35 protein-coding genes and 1 tRNA gene are annotated in these 26,426 nt (G+C 66.7%); 11 read left to right on the top strand and 25 right to left on the bottom strand.

Annotation, left to right across the window (positions count from 1 at the left end):
* The first annotated feature begins 59 nt into the window (after positions 1–59).
* Genes murI through rdgB form a run of 3 tightly spaced genes read left to right on the top strand, consistent with a single transcriptional unit; the run spans position 60 to position 2,307 of the window.
* Positions 60–893: a glutamate racemase gene (murI, locus tag C5C17_RS11985; RefSeq protein WP_104253596.1), complete on the top strand. Its 834-nt coding sequence runs from the start codon at positions 60–62 to the stop codon at positions 891–893.
* 59 nt (positions 894–952) lie between these two features.
* On the top strand, positions 953–1,684 hold the full coding sequence (rph, locus tag C5C17_RS11980; protein WP_104253595.1) for a ribonuclease PH: 732 nt from the start codon (positions 953–955) through the stop codon (positions 1,682–1,684).
* Positions 1,681–2,307, top strand: coding sequence for an RdgB/HAM1 family non-canonical purine NTP pyrophosphatase (rdgB, locus tag C5C17_RS11975; RefSeq protein ID WP_104253594.1), 627 nt, complete (start codon positions 1,681–1,683; stop codon positions 2,305–2,307). The genes rph and rdgB overlap by 4 nt, the downstream gene beginning before the upstream one ends.
* Positions 2,308–2,411: 104 nt before the next feature.
* On the opposite strand, the gene C5C17_RS11970 is transcribed toward rdgB, so the two are convergent.
* Positions 2,412–3,788, bottom strand: a complete 1,377-nt coding sequence (locus tag C5C17_RS11970; protein WP_104253593.1) for an aspartate aminotransferase family protein — start codon at positions 3,786–3,788, stop codon at positions 2,412–2,414.
* Positions 3,789–3,886: 98 nt separating this feature from the next.
* A tRNA-Leu gene (locus tag C5C17_RS11965) sits at positions 3,887–3,968 on the bottom strand.
* Between the two features lie 361 nt (positions 3,969–4,329).
* Here C5C17_RS11965 and C5C17_RS11960 point away from each other — a divergent pair.
* The 3 genes from C5C17_RS11960 to C5C17_RS11950 all read left to right on the top strand — a co-directional run bounded on the left by C5C17_RS11960 (position 4,330) and on the right by C5C17_RS11950 (position 6,576).
* Positions 4,330–5,559 carry a CpaF family protein gene (locus C5C17_RS11960; RefSeq protein WP_258066182.1) on the top strand — a complete coding sequence of 410 codons (1,230 nt, stop codon included), beginning with the start codon at positions 4,330–4,332 and terminating at the stop codon, positions 5,557–5,559.
* Positions 5,556–6,119: a type II secretion system F family protein gene (locus tag C5C17_RS11955; RefSeq protein ID WP_104253591.1), complete on the top strand. Its 564-nt coding sequence runs from the start codon at positions 5,556–5,558 to the stop codon at positions 6,117–6,119. Before C5C17_RS11960 ends, C5C17_RS11955 begins: the two co-directional genes overlap by 4 nt.
* Positions 6,120–6,342: 223 nt before the next feature.
* Positions 6,343–6,576 (top strand): hypothetical protein, encoded by a 234-nt coding sequence (locus tag C5C17_RS11950; RefSeq protein WP_104253590.1) that lies wholly within the window; start codon positions 6,343–6,345, stop codon positions 6,574–6,576.
* A gap of 53 nt (positions 6,577–6,629) precedes the next feature.
* On the opposite strand, the gene C5C17_RS11945 is transcribed toward C5C17_RS11950, so the two are convergent.
* Entirely contained in the window at positions 6,630–6,863 is a 234-nt protein-coding gene (locus C5C17_RS11945) for a hypothetical protein (protein ID WP_104253589.1), read from the bottom strand.
* Positions 6,860–7,186, bottom strand: a complete 327-nt coding sequence (locus C5C17_RS11940) for a hypothetical protein (protein WP_104253588.1) — start codon at positions 7,184–7,186, stop codon at positions 6,860–6,862. The genes C5C17_RS11945 and C5C17_RS11940 overlap by 4 nt, the downstream gene beginning before the upstream one ends.
* A 211-nt stretch (positions 7,187–7,397) precedes the next feature.
* Between C5C17_RS11940 and C5C17_RS11935 the strand changes: the two genes are divergently transcribed.
* Complete coding sequence (locus tag C5C17_RS11935; protein ID WP_219820507.1) at positions 7,398–7,649, top strand: helix-turn-helix domain-containing protein; 252 nt, start codon at positions 7,398–7,400, stop codon at positions 7,647–7,649.
* A gap of 79 nt (positions 7,650–7,728) precedes the next feature.
* Here the strand turns inward: C5C17_RS11935 and C5C17_RS11930 are convergent, their stop codons facing one another.
* The 3 genes from C5C17_RS11930 to C5C17_RS11920 form a co-directional block, all read right to left on the bottom strand.
* Positions 7,729–8,346 carry a hypothetical protein gene (locus tag C5C17_RS11930; RefSeq protein ID WP_146079167.1) on the bottom strand — a complete coding sequence of 206 codons (618 nt, stop codon included), beginning with the start codon at positions 8,344–8,346 and terminating at the stop codon, positions 7,729–7,731.
* A 79-nt stretch (positions 8,347–8,425) separates the two neighbouring features.
* The gene (locus C5C17_RS11925) at positions 8,426–8,740 is read right to left on the bottom strand and encodes a hypothetical protein (RefSeq protein WP_104253585.1); all 315 of its coding nucleotides are present in this window, start codon (positions 8,738–8,740) and stop codon (positions 8,426–8,428) included.
* Positions 8,730–9,506 carry a hypothetical protein gene (locus tag C5C17_RS11920; protein ID WP_104253584.1) on the bottom strand — a complete coding sequence of 259 codons (777 nt, stop codon included), beginning with the start codon at positions 9,504–9,506 and terminating at the stop codon, positions 8,730–8,732. Before C5C17_RS11920 ends, C5C17_RS11925 begins: the two co-directional genes overlap by 11 nt.
* Positions 9,507–9,549: 43 nt before the next feature.
* On the opposite strand from C5C17_RS11920, the gene C5C17_RS11915 reads away from it, so the two are divergent.
* The 4 genes from C5C17_RS11915 to C5C17_RS11900 all read left to right on the top strand — a co-directional run bounded on the left by C5C17_RS11915 (position 9,550) and on the right by C5C17_RS11900 (position 12,006).
* Positions 9,550–9,951: a hypothetical protein gene (locus tag C5C17_RS11915; protein ID WP_104253583.1), complete on the top strand. Its 402-nt coding sequence runs from the start codon at positions 9,550–9,552 to the stop codon at positions 9,949–9,951.
* Between the two features lie 657 nt (positions 9,952–10,608).
* Positions 10,609–10,965 carry a hypothetical protein gene (locus C5C17_RS11910; RefSeq protein WP_146079166.1) on the top strand — a complete coding sequence of 119 codons (357 nt, stop codon included), beginning with the start codon at positions 10,609–10,611 and terminating at the stop codon, positions 10,963–10,965.
* On the top strand, positions 10,949–11,518 hold the full coding sequence (locus tag C5C17_RS11905) for a helix-turn-helix domain-containing protein (RefSeq protein ID WP_104253581.1): 570 nt from the start codon (positions 10,949–10,951) through the stop codon (positions 11,516–11,518). The genes C5C17_RS11910 and C5C17_RS11905 overlap by 17 nt, the downstream gene beginning before the upstream one ends.
* Positions 11,515–12,006 (top strand): hypothetical protein, encoded by a 492-nt coding sequence (locus C5C17_RS11900; protein WP_104253580.1) that lies wholly within the window; start codon positions 11,515–11,517, stop codon positions 12,004–12,006. The genes C5C17_RS11905 and C5C17_RS11900 overlap by 4 nt, the downstream gene beginning before the upstream one ends.
* A 73-nt stretch (positions 12,007–12,079) precedes the next feature.
* Here the strand turns inward: C5C17_RS11900 and C5C17_RS11895 are convergent, their stop codons facing one another.
* From C5C17_RS11895 to C5C17_RS11810, 18 genes are all read right to left on the bottom strand, one after another.
* The gene (locus tag C5C17_RS11895; RefSeq protein ID WP_104253579.1) at positions 12,080–12,589 is read right to left on the bottom strand and encodes a GNAT family N-acetyltransferase; all 510 of its coding nucleotides are present in this window, start codon (positions 12,587–12,589) and stop codon (positions 12,080–12,082) included.
* Between the two features lie 242 nt (positions 12,590–12,831).
* Complete coding sequence (locus tag C5C17_RS11890; RefSeq protein WP_104253578.1) at positions 12,832–13,344, bottom strand: hypothetical protein; 513 nt, start codon at positions 13,342–13,344, stop codon at positions 12,832–12,834.
* Between the two features lie 604 nt (positions 13,345–13,948).
* A complete protein-coding gene (locus C5C17_RS11885) occupies positions 13,949–14,218 on the bottom strand; it encodes a hypothetical protein (protein ID WP_104253577.1) in 270 nt (89 codons plus the stop codon).
* Between the two features lie 8 nt (positions 14,219–14,226).
* Positions 14,227–14,649 (bottom strand): hypothetical protein, encoded by a 423-nt coding sequence (locus tag C5C17_RS11880; protein ID WP_104253576.1) that lies wholly within the window; start codon positions 14,647–14,649, stop codon positions 14,227–14,229.
* Entirely contained in the window at positions 14,642–15,133 is a 492-nt protein-coding gene (locus C5C17_RS11875) for a hypothetical protein (RefSeq protein WP_104253575.1), read from the bottom strand. Before C5C17_RS11875 ends, C5C17_RS11880 begins: the two co-directional genes overlap by 8 nt.
* 2 nt (positions 15,134–15,135) lie before the next feature.
* Entirely contained in the window at positions 15,136–15,822 is a 687-nt protein-coding gene (locus C5C17_RS11870; protein WP_146079165.1) for an N-acetylmuramoyl-L-alanine amidase, read from the bottom strand.
* A gap of 64 nt (positions 15,823–15,886) precedes the next feature.
* Complete coding sequence (locus C5C17_RS11865) at positions 15,887–16,108, bottom strand: hypothetical protein (protein ID WP_104253573.1); 222 nt, start codon at positions 16,106–16,108, stop codon at positions 15,887–15,889.
* 14 nt (positions 16,109–16,122) lie between these two features.
* On the bottom strand, positions 16,123–17,046 hold the full coding sequence (locus tag C5C17_RS11860) for a hypothetical protein (RefSeq protein ID WP_104253572.1): 924 nt from the start codon (positions 17,044–17,046) through the stop codon (positions 16,123–16,125).
* Positions 17,043–17,411, bottom strand: coding sequence for a hypothetical protein (locus C5C17_RS11855; RefSeq protein WP_104253571.1), 369 nt, complete (start codon positions 17,409–17,411; stop codon positions 17,043–17,045). The genes C5C17_RS11860 and C5C17_RS11855 overlap by 4 nt, the downstream gene beginning before the upstream one ends.
* Before the next feature lie 12 nt (positions 17,412–17,423).
* Positions 17,424–18,104 carry a hypothetical protein gene (locus tag C5C17_RS11850; protein ID WP_146079164.1) on the bottom strand — a complete coding sequence of 227 codons (681 nt, stop codon included), beginning with the start codon at positions 18,102–18,104 and terminating at the stop codon, positions 17,424–17,426.
* A 1-nt stretch (position 18,105) separates the two neighbouring features.
* Positions 18,106–19,389, bottom strand: coding sequence for an SGNH/GDSL hydrolase family protein (locus C5C17_RS11845; RefSeq protein ID WP_104253569.1), 1,284 nt, complete (start codon positions 19,387–19,389; stop codon positions 18,106–18,108).
* On the bottom strand, positions 19,390–19,839 hold the full coding sequence (locus C5C17_RS11840; protein ID WP_104253568.1) for a hypothetical protein: 450 nt from the start codon (positions 19,837–19,839) through the stop codon (positions 19,390–19,392).
* Positions 19,839–20,042 carry a hypothetical protein gene (locus tag C5C17_RS11835; protein WP_104253567.1) on the bottom strand — a complete coding sequence of 68 codons (204 nt, stop codon included), beginning with the start codon at positions 20,040–20,042 and terminating at the stop codon, positions 19,839–19,841. The genes C5C17_RS11840 and C5C17_RS11835 overlap by 1 nt, the downstream gene beginning before the upstream one ends.
* On the bottom strand, positions 20,035–20,466 hold the full coding sequence (locus C5C17_RS11830) for a M23 family metallopeptidase (RefSeq protein ID WP_104253566.1): 432 nt from the start codon (positions 20,464–20,466) through the stop codon (positions 20,035–20,037). Before C5C17_RS11830 ends, C5C17_RS11835 begins: the two co-directional genes overlap by 8 nt.
* Entirely contained in the window at positions 20,466–21,761 is a 1,296-nt protein-coding gene (locus C5C17_RS11825; protein WP_104253565.1) for a M23 family metallopeptidase, read from the bottom strand. Before C5C17_RS11825 ends, C5C17_RS11830 begins: the two co-directional genes overlap by 1 nt.
* On the bottom strand, positions 21,758–22,906 hold the full coding sequence (locus C5C17_RS11820) for a hypothetical protein (protein ID WP_104253564.1): 1,149 nt from the start codon (positions 22,904–22,906) through the stop codon (positions 21,758–21,760). Before C5C17_RS11820 ends, C5C17_RS11825 begins: the two co-directional genes overlap by 4 nt.
* Before the next feature lie 60 nt (positions 22,907–22,966).
* Positions 22,967–23,782, bottom strand: a complete 816-nt coding sequence (locus C5C17_RS11815) for a hypothetical protein (RefSeq protein WP_104253563.1) — start codon at positions 23,780–23,782, stop codon at positions 22,967–22,969.
* A 10-nt stretch (positions 23,783–23,792) separates the two neighbouring features.
* Positions 23,793–26,423, bottom strand: a complete 2,631-nt coding sequence (locus tag C5C17_RS11810) for a hypothetical protein (RefSeq protein ID WP_104253562.1) — start codon at positions 26,421–26,423, stop codon at positions 23,793–23,795.
* Between the last annotated feature and the right edge of the window lie 3 nt (positions 26,424–26,426).

The following is a 26,426-nucleotide window of genomic DNA, read 5'->3' as shown; positions in this document are numbered from 1 at the left end:
CACGGGATCTCGGCGCGCGCATCCACTCTCGAAGGTGCCTGGGAGTAGACTCGGCACCCATGAGCGAGGCACCGATCGGCGTATTTGACTCTGGTGTCGGCGGGCTGACGGTCGCGAGGGAGATCCGGGCGCAGCTGCCGGGGGAGTCGCTCCTCTACGTCGGTGACACCGAGCACACACCGTACGGGCCGAAGCCGATCGCCGACGTCCGGCGCCTGTCGCTCGCGATCCTCGACGAGCTTGTCGAGCAGGACGTGAAGATGCTCGTGATCGCCTGCAACACGGCCTCCGCCGCCGTGCTGCGGGATGCCCGTGAGCGATACGACGTGCCCGTCGTCGAGGTCATCGCCCCCGCCGTGCGCGCCGCCGTCAGCGCCACCCACAACAACCGCATCGGCGTGCTCGGCACCGAGGCGACCGTGTCGTCTCGCGCCTACGACGACGCCTTCGCGGCGGCCCCGCACCTCGAGATCTTCTCGCAGGCCTGCCCGATGTTCGTCGAGTACGTCGAGCGGGGCGACACGACGAGTCCCGAGCTCGTCCGCTACGCCGAGGAGTACCTCGCCCCCATCAAGGCGGCTGGCGTAGACACGGTGGTGCTCGGCTGCACGCACTACCCGTTCCTGAAGGGCGTGCTCGGCTACGTGCTCGGCCCGGGCGTCCGACTCGTGTCGAGCGACGTCGAGACGGCCCAGGACGTGTACCGCGTCCTCGCGTCCAACGGGCTGCTCAACTCGAGCGGGCGCGCTCCCCAGTACTCGTACCGCGCGACGGGCGAGAACACGGAGGCGTTCGTGAACCTCGCTGGCCGCTTCCTCGGGCCCGATGTGCGCCACGTCGAGCGCCTCATGACGGAGGCCATCAACCTGCCGCCGTCGATGCGCCGCGCCTGACGCATCCGCCCGCCAGCCCCCACCGCTTTCCCGTACCCATCAGACTCCTTGGAGGACCAATGACCGAAGCACGCGCAGACGGCCGCACCCACGACCAGCTCCGCCCCGTGACGATCGAGAAGGGCTGGAGCGAGCAGGCAGAGGGCTCCGCTCTCATCTCGTTCGGGAAGACCAAGGTGCTCTGCACGGCGTCGTTCACCCCCGGCGTGCCGCGCTGGCTGAAGGGCCAGGGCAAGGGCTGGGTCACGGCCGAGTACGCGATGCTCCCGCGCGCCACGAACGACCGCAACAGCCGCGAGTCGGTGAAGGGCAAGATCGGTGGGCGCACGCACGAGATCTCGCGCCTCGTCGGACGCTCCCTCCGCGCCGCGGTCGACATGTCCGCGCTCGGGGAGAACACGATCGTGATCGACTGCGACGTTCTGCAGGCCGACGGCGGCACCCGCACGGCCGCGATCACGGGCGCCTACGTCGCGCTCGCGCAGTCCATCGAGTGGGCGAAGGCGAACAAGCACGTCCCGGCGAAGGCCAACGTGCTCACGCGCTCCATCGCGGCGATCTCGGTCGGCATCGTCGACGGCGTCCCGCTGCTCGACCTCGCCTACGTGGAAGACGTGCGTGCGGGCACCGACATGAACGTCGTCGCGACTGGCGACGGCAAGCTCATCGAGGTGCAGGGCACCGCCGAGGGGGCGCCCTTCGACCGGGAGGAGCTCGACCGTCTCCTCGACATCGCCCTCGCGGGCACCGCGACGCTCACCGAGCTGCAGAACGAGGCGCTCAAGGCATGAGCGAGCCCGTCCGGGTTGTCCTCGCCTCCCACAACGCGCACAAGCTGGTCGAGCTGCGGCGCATCCTCGGCGCCCAGCTCGACGGCATCGAGCTCGTCTCCTACGACGGGCCAGAGCCGCGCGAGACCGGTCTGAGCTTCGAGGCCAACGCGCTCCTCAAGGCGCGCGCAGCTGCTGAGCACACCGGGCTTCCGGCGCTCGCCGACGATTCCGGCATCTCGGTGGATGTGCTCGGCGGATCGCCCGGCATCTTCTCCGCCCGCTGGTCGGGGCCCGCGAAGGACGCCACCGAGAACCTCGAGCTGCTGCTCTGGCAGCTGAGCGACGTCTCGCATCCGCACCGCACAGCGGAGTTCGTCGCCGCGGCGGCGCTGGTCGTGCCGGCCACCGCGTCGCCGACCGGTGAGGAACAGAGCGAGACCGTGCTCGGTGTGTGGCCAGGCCGCATCCTGGAGCAGCGAAGCGGCGACCACGGCTTCGGCTACGACCCGATCTTCCAGCCAGATGGTGCGGAAGGGTCCGCGGCTGACCTCACCGACGCGGAGAAGGACGCCTCGAGCCACCGCCGCCGCGCCTTCGACGCGCTCGCACCCAAGCTGCGCACCGCCCTCGGGCTCAACTAGCGACTCGGGATGGGAAACTCGCTTCGTGCTGGAGAACGTTCCAGCACGAAGCGAGTTTGCCATCCCGAGCTTCTCGGATTGCCGTCGGTGACGACGAGCCCGTGTCAGAGGAGCGAGCTCGCCTCGGTCAGCACGCCGCGAAGCGTCTGCTCGATCTCGTCGAACTCGGCTTGGCCGATCGTGAGGGGCGGGGCGAGCTGGATGACGGGGTCGCCACGGTCGTCGGCGCGGCAGTACAGGCCGGCGTCGAAGAGCGCCTTCGACAGGAAGCCGCGCAGCAGGCGCTCCGATTCCTCGTCGTTGAAGGTCTCGCGCGTGTCCTTGTCCTTGACGAGCTCGATGCCGAAGAAGTAGCCGTCGCCGCGCACGTCGCCGACGATCGGGATGTCGAGGAGCTTGTCGAGGGCCGCACGGAAGTGCGGCGAGTTCTCCTTGACGTTCTGCGTGAGGCGCTCCTCCTCGAAGATCTTGAGGTTCTCGAGCGCAACTGCCGCCGAGACCGGGTGGCCGCCGAACGTGTAGCCGTGCGAGAACGACGTCTGGCCGTGCTTGAACGGCTCGTAGATGCGGTCGCTGACGATGGTGGCGCCGATGGGCGAGTAGCCGCTTGTCATGCCCTTGGCGCACGTGATCATGTCCGGCTGGATGTCGTAGGTCGTCGACGCGAACATGTCGCCGATGCGGCCGAAGCCCGTGATGACCTCGTCGGCGACGAGCAGCACGTCGTACTTCGTGCAGATCTCGCGCACGCGCTGGAAGTACCCCGGGGGAGGCGTGAAGCATCCGCCCGAGTTCTGGACTGGCTCGAGGAACACTGCGGCGACCGTCTCAGGGCCTTCGAAGAGGATCATCTCCTCGATGCGGTTCGCGGCCCACTGGCCGAACTCGATGAGGTTGTCACCGTGCTCGGTGGCGCGGTAGAAGTTCGTGTTCGGCACACGGAAGCCGCCGGGTGTGAGGGGTTCGAACATCGCCTTCATGGCGGGGATGCCCGTGATCGCGAGTGCACCCTGGGGCGTGCCGTGGTAAGCCACCGACCGAGAGATGACCTTGTGCTTGGTGGGCTGGCCCTGCAGCTTCCAGTAGTACTTGGCGAGCTTGAAGGCCGTCTCGACGGCCTCGCCGCCGCCCGTCGAGAAGAAGACCCGGTTGAGGTCGCCCGGCGCGTAGTCGGCGATGCGATCGGCGAGCTCGATGGCATTCGGGTGCGCGTACGACCAGATGGGGAAGAACGCGAGCTCAGCGGCCTGCTTGGCGGCGGTCTCGGCGAGACGCGTGCGGCCGTGTCCCGCGTTGACGACGAAGAGGCCGGAGAGGCCATCGAAGTACTTCTTGCCCTTCGAGTCCCAGATGTGGTGACCGTCGCCCTTGACGATGATGGGCACACCGGCGCCGTCTTCCATCACGGACTGGCGCGAGAAGTGCATCCAGAGGTGGTCTTTGGCCTTCTGTTGCAGGTCGGCTTCGTTGAACTCGGTCATCGTCGATGCTCCTTCGCAGTGCTGGTACTGGAACCGTACCCGTTGGTCGGGGAGACGGACCAGACAGTCTGTCGAGTCGGAGGAGCCTGACACTCCAGTGCGGAAGGCGGGACTTGAACCCGCACGCTCGAAAGCACAGGAACCTAAATCCTGCGTGTCTGCCAATTTCACCACTCCCGCGGGCACGGGCGAACCCGTGTGCGGGAACCAGTCTAGGGCGGGAGCGGCAGCCCACGAAGTCGGGGCGCGACTGCAAGCCGACCTGGGTCACGAGTCGCTCGGCAGTGTGCTTCCAGGTGGTGCTCCGTGACAGTCCACATCCCGAGAGCGCGCTCATTGAGCCGAACGTTGCGGGTGATGCTGTCGAGAACGCATCGCTACGCGTGGCCTGTTGGTATGCGATCTCCGGGGGAGCGGACACCTGATCCTCATGTGGCCTGGATGCGCGCCGGTTCGCGGGACGCGCGGTCCGCCGTGCCCTGAGATCGCCGGCCTGTGGATAACTTCTGCAGCGTTGGCGAGTCTTCGGCATGCTGTCCCCGTGAGCATCGCGGTAAGCACCATCACCGATCGAATCCGTCGTCGTGTCCTGCTCGAGGGCATCGACCTCGGCGGCGACCGCGCGCGTGCCGCGGACATCGCACGGGAAGAGGTGCGCGGCTACGCCGAGGAGGCCCTTGGATCCTCGCTGCCGCTCGTGCACGACGAGGAGTCGACGACGCGCGAGGTGCTCGCGCGGGTCACTGGCTTCGGCGTGCTTCAGCCGTACCTCGATGATCCGGAGATCGAGGAGATCTGGATCAACGCACCGTCGCGCGTGTTCGTCGCGCGCGGCGGCGTCCCCGAGCTCACGCCGACGGTCGTACCCGAGGGCGATCTGCGCGACCTCATCGAGCGGATGCTCCAGTCGAGCGGCAGGCGCGTCGACCTGTCCTCCCCGTTCGTCGACGCTTCCCTCCCCAACGGCGAACGCCTGCACGTGGCGGTCCCGGAGGTGACCCGCCGGTACCCGTCGGTGAACATCAGGAAGTTCACCCGCCGAATCCGCGACCTCTCGCACCTCGTCGAGCGAGAGGCACTCACCGCCCAGGCGGCGGAGTTCCTACAGCTCGCGGTCCTGGCCGGATGCAACATCCTCGTCTCCGGCGCCACGCACACGGGCAAGACGACCATGATCAATGCGCTCCTCTCCTCCGTGCGCAGCGAAGAGCGCATCGTCACCGTCGAGGAGACATTCGAACTCGATCTCGTCGCGCGCGATGTGGTCGCGTTGCAGTGCAGGCAGGCGAATCTCGAGGGCACCGGGGAGATCACACTCCGCCGGCTCATCAAAGAGGCGCTTCGGATGAGACCCGACTGGCTCGTGGTCGGCGAGGTGCGGGAAGCCGAGAGCCTCGACCTGCTGATCGCTCTGAACAGCGGCATGCCTGGCATGTGCAGCATCCACGCCAACTCGGCTCGGGACGCGCTCATCAAGCTGTCGACGCTGCCGCTCCTGGCTGGGCGCAACATCGACAGCGCGTTCGTCGTGCCGACGGTCGCCGGCTGCATCGACCTCGTGGTGCACCTGGAGATGACCGCTTCAGGGGCTCGACACGTGGGCGAGATCCTTGCACCGACGGGTGTCGCCACGGGCCAGGTCATCGAGGCGGCGACGCTCTTTCGCCGCGGTCGCGGGCAGCTCGAATCCACGGGGTCCCCGCCGCCACGCATCGCGAAGTACGAGGCGCACGGGTTCGACCCTGCCCGAATTCTTCGGAGGTCCCTGTGAACGTGCTGCTCGCGCTCGTCATGGGCGCGGGTGTCTCCAGCATCGTGAGTGCGTGGCTCTGGCCTCGGAGCGTCGAGCGCGTCGAGCGCCGTGGCTCCCGCGTCGACGACTTCCGCGCCGACCTGCGGCGCGCAGGCTTCGAGCGTGTTCCTGTGGCCGTCTTCGCGGGCGCCGCGGGTGTCCTGGGTCTCACGCTCGGCGCCGCAGGACTCGCACTCACCGGTGTGATCGCCGTCGCCGCGCTGGCCTTCCTCGCGGGCTGCGCCGGCCCGTTCGCGATCGTCCGTATGCGTTCCGTGCAGCGGCGCAGCCGCAACCGCCTCGTCTGGCCGGACGTCATCGACCATCTCGTCGCTTCCGTCCGGTCCGGCGTCGCTCTGCCGGAAGGAGTCGCGAGCCTCGCCGAGTCTGGCCCGACCGTGCTGCGCGACGACTTCGCCGCCTTCACGAAGCAGTACCGCCTCACGGGTAGCTTCCGTGTCGCGCTGGACGACCTCAAGGAACGGCTCGCAGACCCAACCGCCGACCGCATCCTCGAAACACTCAACACGCGCACTTAGCGGAGGTTACCGAGACACGAAAAAGCCCCCTCGAGGTGAGGGGGCTTTCGGTCAGTGTCCGAACGCGAGAGCGATCGTGTCGCGCTGCTGCTGGGACAGTGGAGGCGCGTCGTCGACGAGCGCCCGAATGTAGTCCGCGAGGTCGTTGCTCATGGTGTTCCTTCCGAGGGGTTCGGAAGGAGAGCGGGCCAACAACGAGACCGACGCACGGTAGGGTCGGCGCATGTCTAAGCATCTGCTCCTGGAATCCACCGACCAGAACTGGAAGCTGCACGTCAACGAGGACGCCGACTCTCTTGGGCTTCGTTTGCGCGCTGCGGCCAAGCAAGGCAACTTGATCGAAGTGCAGGCGCTCCTGCCCTCATCGCTCGAGCCGACCATCGTCTACGTCAACCCAGCGCAGCTCGGATGGTGGGCGGTGGTAGACCTACCGGATCCCGACGAGCAAATCGGGTAGACCCGCGGGCGCCCGAAAGTCCGCCCCGCGGGAGTCAGAATGGGCCTCCATGGTCAATGCTGCGCGGCGACCGATACGTACTCGACGGCCTCGTCGATGCGCTCGTCGATGTGCGCTGGGCGCCGCTTCGATCCGCGGACAGTGACGGCGCCGGTCCACGCGTCGCGTCGAATGGTCCAGCTGCGTTGCCGCCAAACACGGGCGACGAGCTGCGCCGTCTCGATGTAGACGAGCGAGCCGTGTGTGACCTCGACGACGTCATCGTGCCAGGTGGTCGCGTGGCTCATGCTGTAGCCACGCGGGTGCGGATCCCGCCGTCGGCCAGTGCGACGAGCTGCCGTGCTTCCTCGAGGGCGTTGATGAGCCGCTCGAGCTTCTCGAGATCGTAGTCGATCCCGCCGCAGTCGACCGCCCAGGTGGGTGCGTCTGGGCGCTGCAGGACTTCGAGGCCGAACTCGAGCATCGCGTCGGTGGGGCGGAGGATGCAGACGTCATGCGCGTCGACGTGACTGCCGCACTGCGCGGTCTGGCACTCATAGCCTGAATGGCGTCGCTTCGGCGCGATGCGGGTCGGGTTGCTGCCTACAGGGCGGGGGTGCGGCTGGGTCATGTTGTTCTCCTCGGTCAGGCGGCGTCCGCGACGACGGCGCTCGGGGTGGTTGCGGACGCCGAGGCGAGGAGGAAGAGATCCTCGAGAGTCAGCTCTTGCTCGTTGATTCGGCGATGGGACTGTGTAGCCATATGGCTACAGTACGCATCAGGCCGGGTTCTTGCAAGCCATATGGCTACACTTTGTAGCCGAAGTCATGTACGCTCAAGGTGTGAACAAGGATGAAGCGACGAGGTTCGGGCAGGTAGTGGCGGCGCAGGTACGCGCTGAGATCGCCGCGAACGGCCAGAGTGTCGCCGGCTTGGCGCGCGAACTTGACATGAACCGCGAGACCCTCGACAGGTGGGTGAAAGGCACGCGCTCAATGACAGTCGCTACGTTGCGACAGATCGCATCGGTGCTCGGTGTCGAAGCACATGAGATCCTGCGGAGGGCCGAGGAGCGCTTCGCGGCTGAAGTCTAGGTCGAAATTCGAATCGGGGCGGAGCGCGGAAAGCTCACCCTCGGCTCAGTGGTCCTGACAGGCTTCGAACGTGTGCGGGCTAGGGTGCGGTCTGTCCGAATAGCTTGAAGTATCGCTCATAGGCTGCCTCGTCAAGCGCCAGGTCCGCCATTCGGGTCTCGCGACGAATGTGCAGGGCTGCGATTTCTTCCTTGGCGCTTCCTTCGGGAGCGGCCCGCGCTAATACGGCTCGCCGAGTCAACTCTGTGAGTGGGCGTCCAATCGCCTCACGGAAATTGAACCCGAGCAACTGAGCGACTTTGATCATCTCAGGACTCAGGAGTTCCTCGAGCTTGTCCAGCATCTCGCCCTGGGGTGATGTCCCCACTTCGCTCTCGTCGACTCCCTCGCCGAGCGCAGATGGCTCGCCGATCAGCCTGCGCAGGGCAGGAATCAGAGTGTCGGTTATGTAGCCGATGTCGCCTGATGTGAGGTTCTGCGATACAAGCTCAGTTTTGTAGGCGTTGGCGACGCCGATGAGCCGAGTTCGATCCTCAAGAAGGTCGTTGATGATCTCCTCGAGGTTGGCGAAAGTGCCGTCGTCCCGTTTTCCTTTGCGAAGGGTCTTGACCTTGTCAAGAATCGTCGGCACCGCATTCTGCGCCCCGAGCTTTGCCAGTTCTGTTCCAAGTTGCTGAAGCTCTGGTGAGATGTCCATGGGTGCACATTAGTCGGGCGTACGCCGAAAGACCCCGACCGCACACAACGTAGAAGTGTGAAGTCGGGGTCTTGTCGTGTCAGGCTGCGGCCGGCTCGCCCGCCCAGGCGCTGTAGGTCGCCTCGAGCTCGGCGGTGTTCGCCTGGACGGCCTCGGCGAAGCGCTCTAGGTTGCCTTCTGCTCGCAGCACCGCAGCCCGCAGACGGAGGCGGCGAGGGTCGAGCGCGGTGTTGGCCGTCGGGTCGCTGCGCACGCCCTGGCTCCGCTCGGTGGTGTCGTCGCGCGGCGAGGGGACGCTCGAGCGGCGCCACTGCGCGTCTCGTGCCTGCTCGAGCTGACGGAGCAGGTTCGGCAGCTCGCTGGCGATGGTCTGGACGCTCGGGTCAGACGGCAAGGGGCTCCTGTGGGGCTGTGGTCTCGGTCGCTTCGATGACGACGTAGGAGACGTTCGCCTTCCGTGAGACCTTGGCCTCCTGGTTGAGCAGGCGGTAGAAGGTGTTCCGACCGATGTCCGCCGCGGCCTCGAGGTGCTTCTCTTCGAGGCGCGCGCTGGACTGGGCGCAGGTGGCCGCGAAGGACGCGTAGACGTCACCGAAGCGGTGGCTGCCGGGCGTGAGCGTCGGCAGCCAGACGCGAAGAACCTCCAGGGCGCACGCTGCCGGCGTCTGAACGCTCGAGTACTTCGGCTTCTCAGCCCGTGGGAGCCGCGCGATTTCCGCCCTGCGATGCTTGGCACGCTCGAGGGCTGCTTCGGCTTCGCTGGCCGAGGCTCGGGGTAGGAGGCGGCGAAGAGCGTCGGTGATCCGCGCCGCGTACGCGTCACTACGAGTCAGCGCTGCGAGGGTGCGCTCGGCGTCGGTCCGACCGACGCCGCTCTGCCCGAGGTGATCGACAACAACGACCGCTGTCTCCTGAACGGCTGCGACGAGCGCGGCCCGCGTGACGTTCGAGGGCGTGCCGCTGACATCGATGATCAGCTGCCCGCCGTACATCGGGCCGCGGCGCAGGTGACTGAACCCGGGGAAGATCGCGCGGGCGAACGCACCGGGGTCAGCGAGTCCGTGAGCGCTGGCGGAGTAAGCCAGTCGCTTCAGGGTGTCGGCGCTGAGCGAAATGCTCTGGGCCGCGAATCCCTGAGTGGAGAAGGTGGGCGATGTCATGTGAGCTCGTCTCATGCGGGCGCCGGAGCGCGTGGAAGGGTGCATGAAAAGAGCGGGCCAGGAGTTCTTCATCTGCACCGTCACGGCTGAGTCGTCGTTCCCCGGGGAAGCGCCGAGTCAGCGCGCCTGGCAAGCTCGAGACATGGACATCATGGACAAGAAGCGCATCGTCGCGTGGTCTCAGGAAGCGGCCTCGGCCAAGTTCGCAGCAGCTGCGTCGCAGGTCGGCTTCGCGGTTCTTGCCGGCGTGCTCGCGATCGTGCTCGGCGCATACAGCGCGAGCGCCTACGACACGACGCCCATGATCATCGCGGCCGTGGCAGCGATCGCGAGCGCGATCTTCATCGTGCTCGCGACGCGAAACGTGCTGACCGGGTTCAAGGTCTGGGCCGCGAGAAGCGACGTGCAGGCGTTGAGTTTGGTCGACATCGAAACGGATCGCTAGCGCTTCTCAGCCTCGGCGATGCTGCACCCGGCGAGGCGTTTGCCGCCCCGCGTTGCCAAGCTGCTACTCACTGCTCGGTCGTGTTGCGGAGTCATCGAGGACTTGCCTGCGCCGCTCGCGGTCCGTTGAGGAACCGTGCCTCTGCATGCGCAGGAGGGATACGACAACGATGATCGTGACGACTGGACTGATGATGATCGCGGCAAGCCATGGTGGCGGATCCAGGGTTTGCTACAGGAGGTATCCGGCGCCCACGCATGCGACCGACACGACGACACAGACGGCGACAACCTTGAGTGATGGGCGGCTGGACCGGGGGCGGCTGCGGCTGCTGGGCGAATTCATGCGGCTCCCTCGTCGGTGGTCCCTCAAACCGCAGCCCCCTCTCGCTGAAGCGATCCCGGACACCGGGAAGACGCTTCGCGGGAGGGGGCGGTTTCGTGGCTGTAGAGTCAGCTACCACGTGACTCGAGGAGTAAGGGTTTACAGTTGACTAAAGTTTCGCGTACGCTACTTAAGTCTGGGTCGTACTGTGATGTCGAGTACGCGGTGCGTAGCGATCTATCTTGCCCGGCGGAAGAGGTGTTGGAGTCGATGAAGTGTGGGACGTGGGAACACGATCCGGACTTCAGCGGGGAACCCCCGGATGACGCACAGATGACGTCAGGGCAGAAGCTGGTGGCTGGGATTGAGTGGTTTGCTGATAAAGGCACGCCGCGGCCGAGTTACTGCACTGTGAATTATCTGGTCGATGGGGTCTGGGAGTTCAAGTTGGGTGCCGTTCGGGTTTCTTTCTACGACACAGACGGCTCTGGCGGCTACGAGCCGAAGGCTCGCATCGACGATATCTCAACTGTCGAGAAACCCGACGACTACTGGCAAATTCCGGTTTTCGACGAGCAGATCCGGCTGGGACATTGCTTTCCGAAGAACAGCCAGAAGACCCCTGAGGCAGATCTGGTAGGTGTCGTGATGGTTCGACGAGAGGATTTGGAACATGACCGAGAGTCGTGAGGCCCGGACGCAGATGGCCGGACCAAGGCTAGCCATCCGCGTAGCAGCCATGATTGAGGACGCGTTCGCATCCCGAAGCGACCTGACTCAGCGGGATGTTGCTAAGCGATTGGGGGTTGGAGAAGCGCGTGTCTCCCAACTCCTGCACGGCGACGGTAATTTGCACATCGCTTCCGTCGCACGATTGTTCGCAGCACTAGATATGAGCCTTGATTTCTCGATTACCTCAGCCGACGGTACGCCGATCGAGCCAACGTCGAGGCGAGGCGGACGGCGGTCCAAGCGAGATAGCTCTATTGACGAGGAAGGCAGCGCCCTTGGTGACTCACGGCCGACCGATGCCTACAAGAAGATTCGCGTCTACACGCACCAAGTTCGCCTGGAGCCCGACGGGGACATCGATCGTGTGGTGTCCGTGGCCTTTAACCAGCCTGAGGGTGTCCCGATTGACTTTCCCATGCTGACGGAAGCGAGTGAGTTTGAGAGCCTCGTTTCGGAAATGCCACACAAGTTCCGCACGTCAGAATTTAGAGCAGAAAAAGTTCAATCATGACCGACAAGATGCCGGCTGCAATTTCGAGTATCCGTCTGGCAGACGTCGCGATTACCACCCCGAATCAGTACGATCAAGGCGAGACCGATTCGCTTTCTGTGCCTGATCGTATTTCAAGCGAATATGGCGTGCAGATACCCGCGGAGGCCGTGCAGGAGTTCACGGCTATGTGCGCTCTCCGAGTCACTCACTTCATAGGCCGGCACAAAGTCGCTTCACCTTCCGCTGACTCTGGTTCGAGTGAAGCCGAGGCGGATGAAGTCGAGACGGTCGAGTGCGTGCTGCGCTATGAGGTCGGCATCAAGTTGACTGAGATGCTTGCTGAAGACGATGAAGAAACGCGGAGGCGCCTGGCCCTCTGGGTGTCGCAGGTGAGTCACCCATATTTCCGCCAGACGTTGCTGTTGTTGGCCGCACAAATGGACTATCCGCATCTCAAGCTACGGATTCTTCCTCCTGCGTTGTTGGAGGCTGTGGATCCCGTCTGAGCCGAACGAAACCGCCCCACCTCCTTCGGGAGGTGGGGCGGTTCTTGGTTGCTACGCGCGTGCTCGCGAAGGTCTAGATTGCGCGCTTGAACCAGCAGCTGTAGACAGGATTGTCGGATGTGACGCTCGCTCCGGTTCCGACTTCGAGGGTGAGTGGTGCACCCGGCCGTGACACCTCGTAACCCGCTTTTCGGTAGAGCACGGCTGCGGACGGTTCGCATCCACCGTATGCAAGTCGGGTGGCGCCATTGGTTGCGCGGACGCCGTAGCCGTCGAGAACTTGCGGCAGCATGTTCAGGGTCACCGTTGCAACGCCTCGGCGCTCATGTGTCGGTTCCACTACGAGCGCGCGGACATGGACCGACACGCTCCCTTCTGGGAAGTTCGCGGCCATGAAGACGAGGCCGCCTGCGATCTTTCCCGAGGAGTCGACGCATACGATGCCGCCGTCATGGTCGGCGATGGTGAACGATGCCGAGCCGGCTAGGCGTGCTCGGCATCGGACCTGGAGGTGACTTCGGTCCCCGGCTTCCATCTGCTGCCAGGTGTACCCCTTCTGAACAAGGCTCTGGGCGAGCCTCATGTGGTTGTCTCTGACCTGCTTGTCCGTCGCTGTTCTGCCCACGCTTACCCCCTGAATTAAGTCGGTCCGAAGAACTTAGCGGGTCTGAAGCCAGGCATGTCGTGTTGCACTGCAAGCACCGCATCCAGTTGCTCACGTCGAGCAGCACGAGGCACCGCGGGCATTTCGGCCGGCCGATCAGGTCGTCGTCGATGCTCGGAGCGTAACCGCACGAGAGAGCCAGTGGCCGGGCTGTGGACAACTCACCAGGACTTCTTCCTCGTCGCCCGCTGCGCCATGTAGAGCAGCGCGATCGAGAGCTCGGACGCGAGGCGCTCGGCGGCGAGGGTGTCGCCTTCGAGCGTGACGGTGCCGCGGATCTGCGCGTTGCCGTGCGAGATCGCCCACTCCTTCTGACTCATGGACCTGGCCTCGAGTGCCTGACGTATCTCGGTGCGCGCGTCGCCCTCGGTCACCCACAGGAGCAGCTCGAGCCACACGTCGAACACGTCGAGCGGTTCGAGGAGGATCGGCTCGTACGTGGCGCCGTCGACAGTCACAGGCACCGGCACGAGCTCGCCGTCGACCTCGCGCAGCGGAGGAGTCTCGCCCCAGATAAGCCAGGACATCCCCTCGGCGGGTCGGGTGGCGACGGGCCGCCAGCAGACGATGCGCTTCGTCCACTTCGAGTCGACCCGCTCGGCGACCGTCTCGCATCGCAGGGCAAGCAATTCAAGGGCGCGCTCGGCGGTGACCTTCTCGACTGGTTCGTTCATGCCGCGGAGCCTGACATGTGCCACCGACAGTCCGAAGTGTCTACGCGCGAATTGCCGGAGCGCTTCTTGCCGATGAGGCCGAGGAGTTGGGTAGGCATGAGCCGTCCTTTCGTAGTTGAAAGGAGAGCGGGCCAGCCAGGGCCGTCTGTGTATAACCGCCGAAGAAGGTGGGAAAACGCCGGGAACTGGGCCATTTTTCTGTGGAGGACTTGTGGAGAACTACACGGTTGTAACTCTAGATCTAGTGGTCGTATCCTTGACGCGCACAACATCTTGTGCTCGGAGTCCGTGAGGCGCGGACCCGGAGGGCCGAGGAGGCTGCATGTTTGAAATCCGGCACCGGTACGCGAGCAAGGATCGCGCGAGCGATCTTCACATTCGCGTGACTGCGCCAGAGACGAGCTGGCTGGACATTTTCAGCCGGTTTGTGTCCTGGTTCCCTGCCGCACCATTCGGGCTGGCATTCGCCTAGCTCGCCCCGGTGAGTCGGACGACGACCTGCACGCGAGGCTCTCGCGGAGAAATGCGTAAGGCACAGGTCATCCGAGCCGGCCCAACGACGAAAAGCCCCTCCCTTGCCAGCGCGGCAGGGGAGGGGCTTCGGTCACTTCGGCGTGTTCGCCACGGCCAGCGCCGGGACGGCGAGGCCGAACACAGCGCCGGCGATCGTCAGCACGTGGCCGGCGACATCGGGCGTCACAGCGCCGAGCGTGACGAGCAGCGGCACGACCGCCACGGCCACGGCGTACAGCCAGCGGCGAGTTGTCGGGGACGGGATGAAGCGGCCGGGCACCTCGAGGGTGCCGTCGGCCTGCTCAGCTGCGAGCTTCGCGGTGCGCTCGTTGTGCTCGCCGTGGGTTTCGAGAAGAGTCATGCGGGCTCCTAGGTCGGTGCGTTGCCGCGCCAGGCGGCAGGGATGAGATCGCCCACGCCGGCCGCGTCGAGGACACGGATGAGGCGGGCGTCGAGGATCGGGTGCGGGGCGCCGTCGGGCCACTGCTGCGCGATCTGCCAGAACAGCTGCGAGACGGCGCTCATGACGACGCGCCACCGCTCGTTGAACTGGTCGAGGGTCGACTTGACGCTGTCGAGCTCCTCGCGCAGCTGCCGCACTTCCTCGCCGCGGGTCTTGTCCTTCTCCTCGACGGCGGCGAGGCGCTGCAGCCAGGCGTTCGCCGTGGTCGTCTCCTGACTGATCGCGCGATCGCCGCGCTTGCCGAGCCAGATGCCGAGCACGCCGAAGCCGCCCGCGAGGAACGGGGTCGCGATCGCCGCAACGATCGCGACGACTGCCGGGTCAAGCATCGGCGTCGATCGTCGTGAGCTCCTCGGTGGCGGGGTAGCCGACTCGGTGTCGCCAGATGCGGACGATGAGCCGCACCACGCGGCGGAACGGGATGAGCACGAGCAGCGCGAGGCCGATGCCGGCGACCCAGCGCTGATTGTCGCCACCGGCCGCGGTCAGGAGCAGCACGGCGGGGTAGACGGCGAGGGCCGCGATGAGGAAGAACTTCGCGCAGAGCTCGAGCCGCTCGAGGCGAGGGAACGAGACGCCGACGAGGGCGAGTGCGCCCGCGAGCGAGAGGCTGTAGGCGAGGGCATCGACGAGCGGCTCAGGGTAGTGCTGGTCGAGCGCCGGGATATGGTTCATCGCCCCGAAGATGCCGAGGATGATGATGCCGACGTCGAACAGCGGCAGGAAGAAGCGGGCGTCGAGCTGGTCGTCGCGCTCGTGGGCGGGAACCGCGCCGCGCGCCCACACCGATGCGCGGAACAGGCGCGCGAACACGGCTACTTCCCGAGTGCCTTGATGACCGAGTCGAGCTTCCCGATGAGGGTGTCGAACTTGTTGCTCAGCTCCTGGTCGATCGTCCACTTCTTGTGCGGCTGAAGCTGTCCGTCGCGGATCGCGTTGACCTTGTTGGCGACGTCGGCGAGCAGTGCGGCTTGTTCAGGGGTCATCTTCTTCACTCCGTTGTTCTTCTGGTATCCGACTGCCAGGGCGACGAGCCGGTCGAGGTTGATGCCGCCGGGGCAGGCGGTCGCGTACGAGACGCCGAAGCGCGAGTAGAGCTCGCGGTGACCGACGACGTGATCGCGGTCGATGGGGAAGCCGTAGCGCGTCGCGCAGTCCGCGATGAGGCGGGCGAGCGACTGGTAGGAGGCTTCCGAGATAGGCCAGCCAGCTGCGTCACCCGCGACGGAGTTGCACGTCTCGACGGTGATCGAACGGCCGTCGTAGCTGGCCGTGCTCGACGTCCAGGCGCGGTGCGTCTCGGGGACGACGCCGACGACCTGGTCGTCCTTGATGACGTAGTTCGCCGACACCTGCCGGGAGCCAGTGCGCATCATCGAGAGCACGCCGGAGAGCGAGGTCGTCGCGGCGTGATGGACGATGAACATATCGACCGAGCGGCCTCGGGAGCTGTACTGCCCGCCGTTGCCGCTTGTCGACGTAGTGAGATTGGAGAAGGTCAAGCGTGCCTCCTTGGGGCATGAGAAAAGCTCCGCTGGTGAGCGAGGCTTGAGAGGTGGAACGAGGTCAGAGCACGTCGGGCACTGAGTCCGCGACCGGCAGCGTGTCGGTGAGCGCGGCCCGGATCTCCTCAGGGTCGCCACCGTCCTCCACGAACCGCTTCGCCGACGCCGCGATGTCGAGCGGCACCTGACGCATACGGGTTCGGCGCTCCTGTTCGGTGACAACGTCGACGTACAGCTGCTCGAGAGCCTTGTCCTCGAGCTGACGGAGTTCCTCTGTGGTCATGGTGTCCTTCCGAGTCATGAAGCGGCGGGAGCGCCAGGGAGCGACGAGGGCCAGTCGAGAATCGCCGGCAGGGTGATGTAGCCCTTCTCACCCGCCGCGGCCGTGCCCTGGTTGCGGAACACGGTCGCGCCTCCCGCAGCGCCGAAGCGGCCGATGACTTCGACGACGGTGCTGTTGATGCGCGCGATGGAGTTGCTGGGACCGTCGTACTGGAAGCCAGTCGGCGGCGTGTAGAAGGTGCCCGTCCCGCCGTTCGTCGCGCGGAACGAGTCGAGCTGCACGAGAAGCTCGCTATTGCGTCTGCGGATGAGAAGCCGACCGGAGCCGAGGTTCGTGTCGGCGGTGATGTTCCGCCACCCGCTATCGCCGTCGATGACGACCCATCCCGTAGGCCGCTTGCGCCACGCCCACGCGTTCACGGACGCGCCATCCGTCGACGTGTAGACCGTGCCGACTGGAGCTGCGGCGATCTCCGACGCGAGGCCGGTCCCGGCAGGCACGTCCGGTCGTCCTGGACCGACGAGCCCCGCGGGCGGAAGGTTCTGCCAGGCGGTTGCGTAGTTGGCGGCACCCGTCTTCGTGAGCACCTGACCCGCCGCGCCCCCGGTCGGTACGCCAGGGCCAACGGGACCAGGAACCGTCGACGCGGCGCCGGGGGGTCCGGGAGGGCCAACGGGGCCGGGCACGGCGGAGTCGGCGCCGTCACGACCGTCGATCCCGTCGCGCCCAGGCGCTCCCTGCGGGCCTGGCACGACCGAGTCGGCACCGTCCCGCCCGGGAGCTCCGTCGATGCCGTCACGGCCCGCAGGGCCAGGAGGACCGACCGGTCCCGGAGGGCCAGGCTCGCCGTCCTTCCCGCCGACGAAGATCGGAGGCTCGGCGAATGCCTCGAACACCGGCTCGGGCTCGAGCTCGGCGACGTACTCGATCGTCGTCATGCGGGCTCCTTCGTGACGTCGTTGCTGAGCAGGAGGTCGCCTTCGACCCATGTGACCGGGCCGCGGTCGCCGATGAACGCCTCAGCGTCGAACCGGCCCTCCGCGGTGTCGTGCCGGCCGACGAGGGTGCGCGTCTGCTCGCCCGTGAGGGAAAGCAGGAGTACGCCCTCGCCGAGCCGGGACGTGTCGACGGCGCACTCGACGTGCACGGTGGACTCGTCACGCCGCGCCCAGGAGCGCCAGCGCGACCAGGCCGACAGATCGAAGTTCGCCGACGAGCCGACCGGGCGGATGCGGATCGGGTGCGGACCCCAGACGTCGCCGGCCTTGACCGGGATCGGGGTGGTTACCTTGGCGGGCTGCATGTTGCCTCCTGGCTATGCGTTCAGCGCCGCGCGCAATGCGTTGCGCTGCGCGGTGGTTGCCGCGTACGGCAGCAGTCCCACGCGCGAGACGTCCATCTGCGCGTAGACGATTGGGGAAGCCGCGTTGGCCGCGATGCGGAAGCCGTTCTGCGTTGCGACGCCCACGGCGCCCGAGGTCGTGCTGCCGTCGACGTCGAGCACGCTCGTCGCTCCGTTGAACACGGCGATGACCGTGTGCCACCCCGTGCCCGGCGCGATCGATGGACCGGCGAGGCGCTGGCTGGCGAGCATCGACACGCGATCCCCGTCCGCGACGATGCGCTGCCCGCCCTCGACGGAGTTGCCAAGCAGCACCTTCTCAGCGGTCAGCGTCTCCCGCATCCGGAACCGCATGAACCGCGTCTGCACCTGCGTGTTCACGCGAGAGGAGACGTTGGCCGCGGCCGGCGAGCCCGGGAAGCGCAGGAACTGCCGGTTCGCTTCCGACATGGCGACGACGGTGGAGGTCAGGACGAGGCCCGTCCCGCCCTCGATGAGGTTCGGGAGCGTGCCACCGGCTGAGCCCAGCGTCATGGCCTCAGCGGAGAAATCCAGCACTGCACCCTCGATCGGCGCGGGAAGCATGAGATCAGTCGGCAAGTCGGTTGCCGTGCAGGTGAACGGGAAGACCATTGCCTTCGCGAAACTTGCCATGTCAGGCCTTCCAATCTCGACGCTCGAGCGCCGTGTTCATGAGGGCCGCGACACCAGGCGCCGTCGACTTGAGCGGGTGAATGGTGTCGGCCATGACCGAGGGCGGGGGCGCATCGCCGTTCATGGCGGTTGTGTCCGCCGCGGTCGGCGAGATTCCGAGCGCGTAGATCGCCTCACGCACCAGCCAGCCGCGGACGTCGACGAAGTAGCTCGGGTACAACGCCGCCAGGCTGTCGTTGATGGTCTTGACGGTCAGATAGTTCGCCGACCCTGACAGCTCGTTGCTCGCGTTCGTCGTGCCCCAGAGGATGACGCGCTTGCGCTGCGCCTGCATCCAGTCGACGATCCGCTGCGTCCCGGCGACAACGTGCGCTGCGACGGAACCATGCGTGCCCGTAAGACCAAGCGACACGTCGTTTCGGCCGGCGCCGAGGATGAGCGTCGAGAAGCCGTGCACCTGATCGGCGCGGAAGCCCGAACCAGCCGGGACCGTGACGCCTCCCCGGCCCGCGTCCGCGACGAACGTCATCGACGTCGCCTGGTTCGCCGGGCGAGTGAGCGTACCGGGGACCGTACCGAGCGTTCCGTGTATGACCCACTGCGTTGTCGGGCGCCAGCCGATGCCGGCTTGCACAGTGACCGCGACCGAGCCGGATGCAGGCACGCTCACAGCGGCCTGCGCGACGAGCTCGAGCGCGCCCACGTTGAGGCCGATCTCGTCGACCGTCGACCCGGACATGCCGAGGTTGTGGACTGTGGCGCGCGAGTCGAGGGTGCCGAGGATGCCCGGCCAAGACTCAGAGACCGGCCAGTCCCCGCCGCCCGAGTACCCGCGCGTGAGCGAGTCACCGAGGCAGGCCTTCACGAAGCGAGACGACACGGTGGCGCCTTCATCGACCGTGCCTGACGCGCCCTTGAGCTTGAGGAACTCGACCGTGCCGTCTGGATAGATTCCGCCGAAGAGGATGCCGTTCTCCGAGCGGAACGGGACAGCGTAGGGGGTGCCAGTCGATAGCTTCCACCGCAGCAGCTCCTCGACCGCGGCAGGAATACGCGGGTCGCCGCCTGCGATGAGATCGCGTTCCGCGACCTCTGTCGAGACAGCCGCGCCGGCCGCGGCGGCGAGGGCCGGCCCCGTGGCAGGATCAGCGGCCAGTGCCGCGCCCACCGCTGGAATCACGCGCTCGTCGACGGCGGCGGTTGCTTCGGTGTTGCCGCGCACCGCAGCGGCCATGGTCGCCGGGGTCGCCACCTGCAGGCGCCCGACGGGGATCATTGTGCTCATCTAGACGCTGCTTTCTGGCGCGTACACGAGCACGCCGTCGCTCGTAACGTTGGCCCAGTCGATGTAGACGACGCCGGTCACCTTCGGCGGGCCGGCGTCGACGATGATCGCGCCGGGCTGGGGCTCGGTCGGGAAGTTGGAGATCGAGCCGCCGCCCGCTGGAACGCGGATCTTCCGCCTGAGCTCGTCGACGTGGGTGAGATTCCCGCCCGCCGAGAAGTAGTGGATCTCGGGGAGGTAGTGGACGTCTTCGGGGAAGTCGTAGGTCTCCTCGAGGGTCACCGTCCAGCTCGTGCCGGTGAGGGTGGCCTTTCGGGGCTCCGAAGCGAACAGGAAAGCGCCCTTGCTCGCGACCTCGGAGGGGCGGAACCAGAGCTCAGGTGCGCGCGACGAAGGGATCGCCTCGCGGCCGAAGAAGCCGAGCGAGCCGGTGACGGTGACAGCTGCCACTAGGCATCACCGCCGTTCAGCTCTGTCTCGAACTTCGCGAGGCTCGCGGGGAGCTTCTCGGCGAGGAACGCGTCGATCTCGTCGGCGTCGACCTCGACCGGGTCGATGCGCTTGCGCGTCAGCTTGTCGCCGTCGTCGACGACGAAGTGCGCCTGCACGACGTAGTGCGTGAGGCGGGCTCGTTTGGGGGTAGCGTCAGTCACTGGTTGCCTCCAAGGCTCGGTCGCGCATGAAGGTGCGCGGATTGAATGCGACGCCGTAGAAGAGCGTCATGAAGCAGAGATGCGGGCCGGAGGCGTTGCCCGTCTGGCCGACCGTGCCGATCGGCTGGCCGAGCTCGACGACGTCGCCCTGCTCGACGAGGAGCTCGTCGAGGTGCAGGTAGCGGGTCTGCAGCCGGTCGTCGTGGCGCAACCAGACCGAGTTACCCTCGCCCTCGTCATCCGCGCCGTCGCGGCGGGTCACCGTGACGGTGCCAGCTGCGGCGGCACGGACGAGCGAGCCCGCGGGCGCGTTCAGGTCCATGCCGAAGTGATCGGCCAGTTCAGGGCCGCTCGGACGTGGACCGAACTCGCCGCCCTGCGGGATGACGACGTCGTCGGGGTGGAAGGGCCATTCGAACTGCACTACGCGCTCCAAGGTTTCGTGATCACCGTGCGCGGGTTCACCGGCACGCCGTCGATGTGCGTCTCGAAGTGCAGGTGCGGGCCGGTCGAGTTGCCGGTGTTGCCGATCTGGCCGACGATCTGCTTCTTGACGACGCCGTCGCCGACGTTCAGCGGGGACGGCGCGTTCATGTGCGCGTAGAGCGTCCGCTTGTTGCCGGTGTGCTGGATGACGATGTAGTTGCCGAAGCCACCAGCGCCGCCCTTCTCGATGACCGTGCCGCTACCCGCCGCGGGGATCGGCGTGCCTTCGCTGAGGCCGATGCCGAAGTCCATGCCCTTGTGATCCGTCGAGCCGATGCCGCCCGGCGAGACGCGCGGACCGAACTCATCGGTGTTGATCTCAGGGTCGAACGGCCACTCGAGGTCGCCGGACGTCGGCCCGCCGAGCGCCTTCGCGACCGTCTTGACCTGACCGCCAGCGGCGACGCCGAGCCAGTGCCCGATCTCGTCGAGGCTGCCCGCGGCGCCGAGGCCGTCGACGGTGACCGTCATGCCGCCCGCGACGATGAGCTGCGTCTGCGCGCGGAAGAAGTTCGCGTTGATGCCGCCCGACGAGATCGAGATGCCCGAGCCACCGCCGATCGAGATCTGCCCGCCCGACATCGTGATCGGGCCGTTCGTGATCGAGCCGAGCACGTTGAGCGTGTCGTAGAGCAGCGCCGGCCCGCCGACGACAAGCTGCCCGTTCGTGGTCAGCTGCGCGTTGACGGTCGTCGTGCCGGCGATCTCGACGGTGCCGCCGATCTTCGTGTCGCCGGTCGTCTCGAAGGAGCTCTGGACCTTCGTCGCGCCGGTCACGGTCAGCTGCCCGGTGATGAACGAGTTCCCGTTCAGGCGGGTCGTGCCGTTCAGCATCACGTCACCGGTTGAGGTGAACACGCCTGAGATGCCGACAGCGCCCGTGATGGTCGTGTCGCCTTCGATGTCGAACTTGCCTGTCACGCGGGTCGGGCCGCTCAGCAGGTTCGTCCCCGAGAGGGTGTTCATGCCCTCGGCCGTGAAAACACCGCCTGCGCCGTCGACACCGCGGACCGTCAGGACGCCGGTGACGTCGATGACACCGTCCGCGTCCATGCGGCCGCTCAGGCGGATGCCGCCCTCGCCCTCGACGATCAACCCCTCAGGAGAGGCGATGCGGATCGAGCCGTGCTCGACGCTCGAGTAGCCGAGCGGGGCGGAGGTCTGCAGCTCCTGCACGTAGGTCTGCATGACCTTGACTTCAGAGACCGGCTCGTTGAGGTCGTCGATCTTCACTGGACCTCCTGGAAGTCGACGGACAGGTCCATCGACATGTCGCCGGAGACCGAGATGACGTAGCCGCTCAGCCAGTCGTCGGCGAGGATCAGCGAGCTGGGGAGCACGCGCAGCGCCGTGCCGGGGATGATGTCGGCCGCAGTCGGGCCGGACGTGCCGTCGGAGGGCGCACCGTCCGCGCGGACCGACATCGTGAACTGGCGCGTCGGGTACTTCTGCGCCCGCTCGAGCGCCTTGCCGTGCGCTGTGAGGCTCGGCACGCTGTCGATGTGCTTCAGAGGCAGCACGACGTCGCGCAGCCAGCCGTCGCCGACCGGAGCGGACTCAGCCGCCCAGCCGCGGCGCATGTCGACCTCGGAGCCCTTGCCGGCGACGTGTACGCCCGTGATCTGCTTCTTCGTGTCCTCGAGCGTGACGAGGTTCGTCGCGCCGTCGTTGTCGGCGCCGATCACGAAGTCGAAGATGCCGCCCGAGAGGCGGGGCGCGCCGAGGCGTGGATCCCATTCGAGGCCCGCGTCGATCGCATTCCAGACCGGCCGGAAGTGGACGTCAGGTCCGCCGTCGGTGTTCTGGAACTCCGTGAGGATCTGCTCGGCGGTCTGCTGCTCGAAGTTCCAGATCGTGCGCTGCACGGATCCCGGCGTGATCGACTTGCCGCGGAGACGCACGTCCCAGCGGAATCCGCGGCCCGCCATGGCCCTGAGGATCGTCAGGTAGGCCGCGCTTCGCAGGTCGACGCCCGAGATCTCCCAGGTGCCCGTACCGAAGCCACCGACGGGATGCGTCAGGCGGTCAGCGAGGAGGCTGCGGATCTCGTCGTGATGCACCGTGACGACGCCGTTCGCGTCGTCGATCGAACGTCGCTTGATCAGGCCGGCGTAGACCGGTGTGTCGTCCCAGCAGACGACGATCGCCATTTTGGCGCCGTCGGGGTTCGTCAGCGAGCCCCAGGTGCTGCGCACTTCGGCCTCCGCTACGGCCTTCGTGAAGCCGGCGCGCTCGAGGAGCCACACCTCGTGAAACAGCGAGAAGCTATGCGAGCCCGTGCCGACGCCGTTCGCGATCGTCTTCCACGAACCGTCAAGCGGGAAGACCTCGCGAATGCGGGCGCCCGTGAGGGAATTGCAGATCCAGAAACGCCACATGCGACCCCCGAGAACGACGAAAGCCGCCCCGGAGGACGGCAGAAGATGGAATGAGGGGCGTCAGATGAACGTGTCCGGCACTGTGACCTCGAGCCGGCCCTGGCCGATCTCGCCGTCCTTCTCAAGCATCACGCGGTAGACGCCGCCAGGCGGGATCCGCCAAACGTTCCCCGAGTAGACGAGCTGCCCCGTCGGCGCGCCGTTGAGCGTCACCCGGCCGGATGCCATGTCGACGGCGACCGTGTGCCCGTTGGCGATCGCGTGCATGCGGAGGTTCCCGAGCTGCGTGCCGTTCGGGTGGAAGATCTTCAGCTGGTAGCCAGCCATGGCCGCGGTCGCCGTCATCTTGACGACCGGACGTGCCGGCTGGTTGCCGCGCTGGAATACCTCGAGCACGCCTGGCGAGGCCTGCGTGAACACTCGCCGTTCGCCGTAGCTGTAGACGTCCGGGCACCAGATCTGCACCTGGAAGCGCGCCGACCGGCCGTCGGGGTTCTCGACCCAGTCGGGAGACGTCGCGAGCCCGCCCACGTAGGAGCGAGTCGTGCCGTCCTCGAGATCCGCCTCGATCGTCTCGTCCAAGCCGTCGGCCATGAGTCCGCCGAGCTGGTCAGCGAGCTTCGCCCGGCCCGTCGGCGACTCGGCCACGGCCTCTCCCGAGAGCGTGATCGTTCGACCGTCGCGCCAACCGCGAGCCGCGAACGTTCCGTGCGCGCCGGAGCGAGCCGCCTTCGAGCGACTCACCCCGACGCCGCCACCCGTCAGACCCTTGGCGCCGCCCGGCTCGATGATGAAGCCCAGCTCGCGCCGGGGACCGGGCTGGCCTCGGAAGGTCAGCCCGCCCGTGCGAACGATCAGGTCACCAATAGCTGCCACGCGGCACCGCCTAACGGAGTCGGAAGTTCTGCGCCTCAGCCGCGACGCGGCCGATGGTCTCCTCGGACATGCCCGGAGCGGGCTGCACGATGATGTCGCCGCCCGACGGACGGGGAGCCGCCGCCTGAGCCGCGGCGAGCGCGTTCAGCGCGCCCACGACCGACGTCGACGAGCGCGACGACGGAAGCGCCGAAGCGACGGGCGGGGGAGCCGGGACGCTGCCGTCGACCCCGATCGACGCCTGCGCGGCGCCGTTGAAGTCAGCGAACTCGTCCTGGATCCCGCCGAGCGCCGAGGAGATCCCCGACTTGCCCGACGTGAGCGCGTCAGCGACCGAGCCGGCGAACGTCTCGCCGACCGAAAGGCCCGACCACTTCACCCAGCCACGACCCGAGAACGGGCCTTCCTTGGCGGGGGAGAAGGGGAACAGGTCACGGATCGCGCCGAGCCCGTCCTCGACGAAGCCCTTCGCACCCTCGAAGCCGGCCGTGATGCCGTCGAGGAAGCCCTGGATCAGCGCCTTGCCGGACTCGATGAGCGTCTCGCCGATGCCGGAGAAGAAGCCGAGCACCTTGCCGGGGATTGCTGCGAGGAAGTTCTGCACCTGCTCGAAGCGACCCTGGACCATCGAGACGAAGCCGAGCACGGCCTGGACGATCCCGTCGATGACCTGCAGGAAGAAGACACGGATGCCGCCCCATACGGACTGCCACACACCGGAGATCGCGTTCACGACGCCGGTGATGATCGACAGCACGAGGTTGATCGCGCCCGTGATGAGTGCGACAACCGTGTTCCAGAGCCCGGCCACGATCTGGCCCATACCGTCCCAGAACATCTGCCAGTTGCCGGTTAGGAGACCGGTGACGGCGGTGATGATGCCCTGGACGATCCCCATCGCTGCGCTGATGACCTCGGCGATGACCGTGAAGACCGTCGTGACGATGGGAAGCAGCGCCTGGATGACCGGCACGAGGATCCCGACGAGGACAGCAACCAGCGATGAGACCACTTCGACGATCGGCGCGATGGCCTGAAGCACAGGCCCCAGCAGCGCGGCGAGAAGCGGAGATAGGGCGAGGAGAACGGGCGAGATCGCTTGGACGAGCGCGCCGAACACCTCAACCAGTGGCGGGAGCACGGCGCTGATCAGCGACACGAAGACTGGAAGCAGGCTCGTCAGCAGGATTCCCGCGAGCGGCAGGACTGCCCCCAGAACATCGCCAATGGCCTGTGCCACGGTGACAAGGACGGGAGCAATCGCTCCGAGCGCCGTCCCGAGGACAGGCCCGAGGGAAGCGAGTGCCGTCGCGAGAACTGGACCGAGTGTGCTCAGAGCATCCCCGACCGTCGTCAGCACCGGAAGCAGCGAGCTCCCGATCGTCGTGACCAATCCACCCAGCTCGCCTTGAAGTTCGGGCGAGCTCGCGACGAGCAATCCGATTGCGGCGGCGATGAGGCCGACAGGGCCGAGCAGCATCCGCGCGAGTGGCGCGAGCTTCTGCGCCGTTGCGAGAACCGGCATGAACGCGGCGACGAACCGACCACCGATGTTTAGGAGCGGCAGGAAGTTCAGCACGAGTCCACCCAGCACAGCCGCGATCGGGCCGAAGTTCTCCGCAATCGCCGCGCCAATCGGCGCGAGGAAGGAGATCATCGCCTGGGCCGCATCACGGACGTTGAAGAGGAAGTCGACGAATGCCGAGTCCTCCTCGAGGCCGAAGATGCCGCCCGAGAAATCGCCCTGCGAGAGGATCGACCAGATGCCCTGCGCGGCGTCGCCGACGGCAGTCATGTTGGTCACGGTCCACTCAAGCGCCGGCACGAGTGCGCCCGTCAGGAGCCCGACGAACGCCGTCGCGGCCGGCAGGAGGAGCGTGCCGATCTGCGTCTTCGCGTCGCCCCACAGGGCGTTGAGGATCGCCTGCTTACCGGCGTAGGTGTCGACCTCGCGGCCGAACTGCCCGTGAGCGTCGGCCGTCTGCTCCATGATGAGCGCGAGCGTCGCCGCCTGGTTCGCCTCCGCAGAGAGCGAGCCGCCCATCTTCGTGAAGCCGAGCTCAGCGGCCTTCGCGTCGATCGCAGCCTGGTTCAGACTGACACCGAACTGCTCGATCGGGTCTCGCTCGCCCTTGAGAGCCGAGGAGAGAGCGCCGACGGCGTCGGCCGCCGTGCCGCCGAACATCGCCGACAGGTCCGCGCCGAGCTTGATCAGGTCGTTGGTCTTCGGCCCGAGCTCCTCCATGGCGGTGCCGCCGTTTTTGAGCTGCGTGCCGATGAGCGTGCCGAGCTCGTTGTACTCGTGCGCGGTCAGGCCGAGCGTCGTCGCGGCGTCGTCCGCCCACGCGTGCATCTGCGCTGCGGAGTCCTTGAAGACGATGTCGACGGCGCCGAACGACTGCTCGAACTGACCCGCCGCGTCGATGGAGCCCTTGACGAAGCCTGCGACGGCATCGGCACCGATGACCGCCATGGCCGTGCCGATGATGCCCTTCAGGCCACCGACCAGCGAGTTCCCCATGCCCTGACCCGCGGCGGTGCCGGCCGATCGGCTGTCGGGGAGGATCTCGCCCTGCAGGGCAGAAGCGAAACCCTTCGCCGAAGGGATGATCGTCAGCGTGCCGTACCCGGCATTGGACATAGG

Source organism: Pseudoclavibacter sp. RFBA6 (assembly GCF_002931575.1).
Classification (GTDB): Bacteria; Actinomycetota; Actinomycetes; order Actinomycetales; family Microbacteriaceae; genus Pseudoclavibacter; species Pseudoclavibacter terrae.
This window is presented reverse-complemented; position numbering and strand designations above follow the sequence as displayed.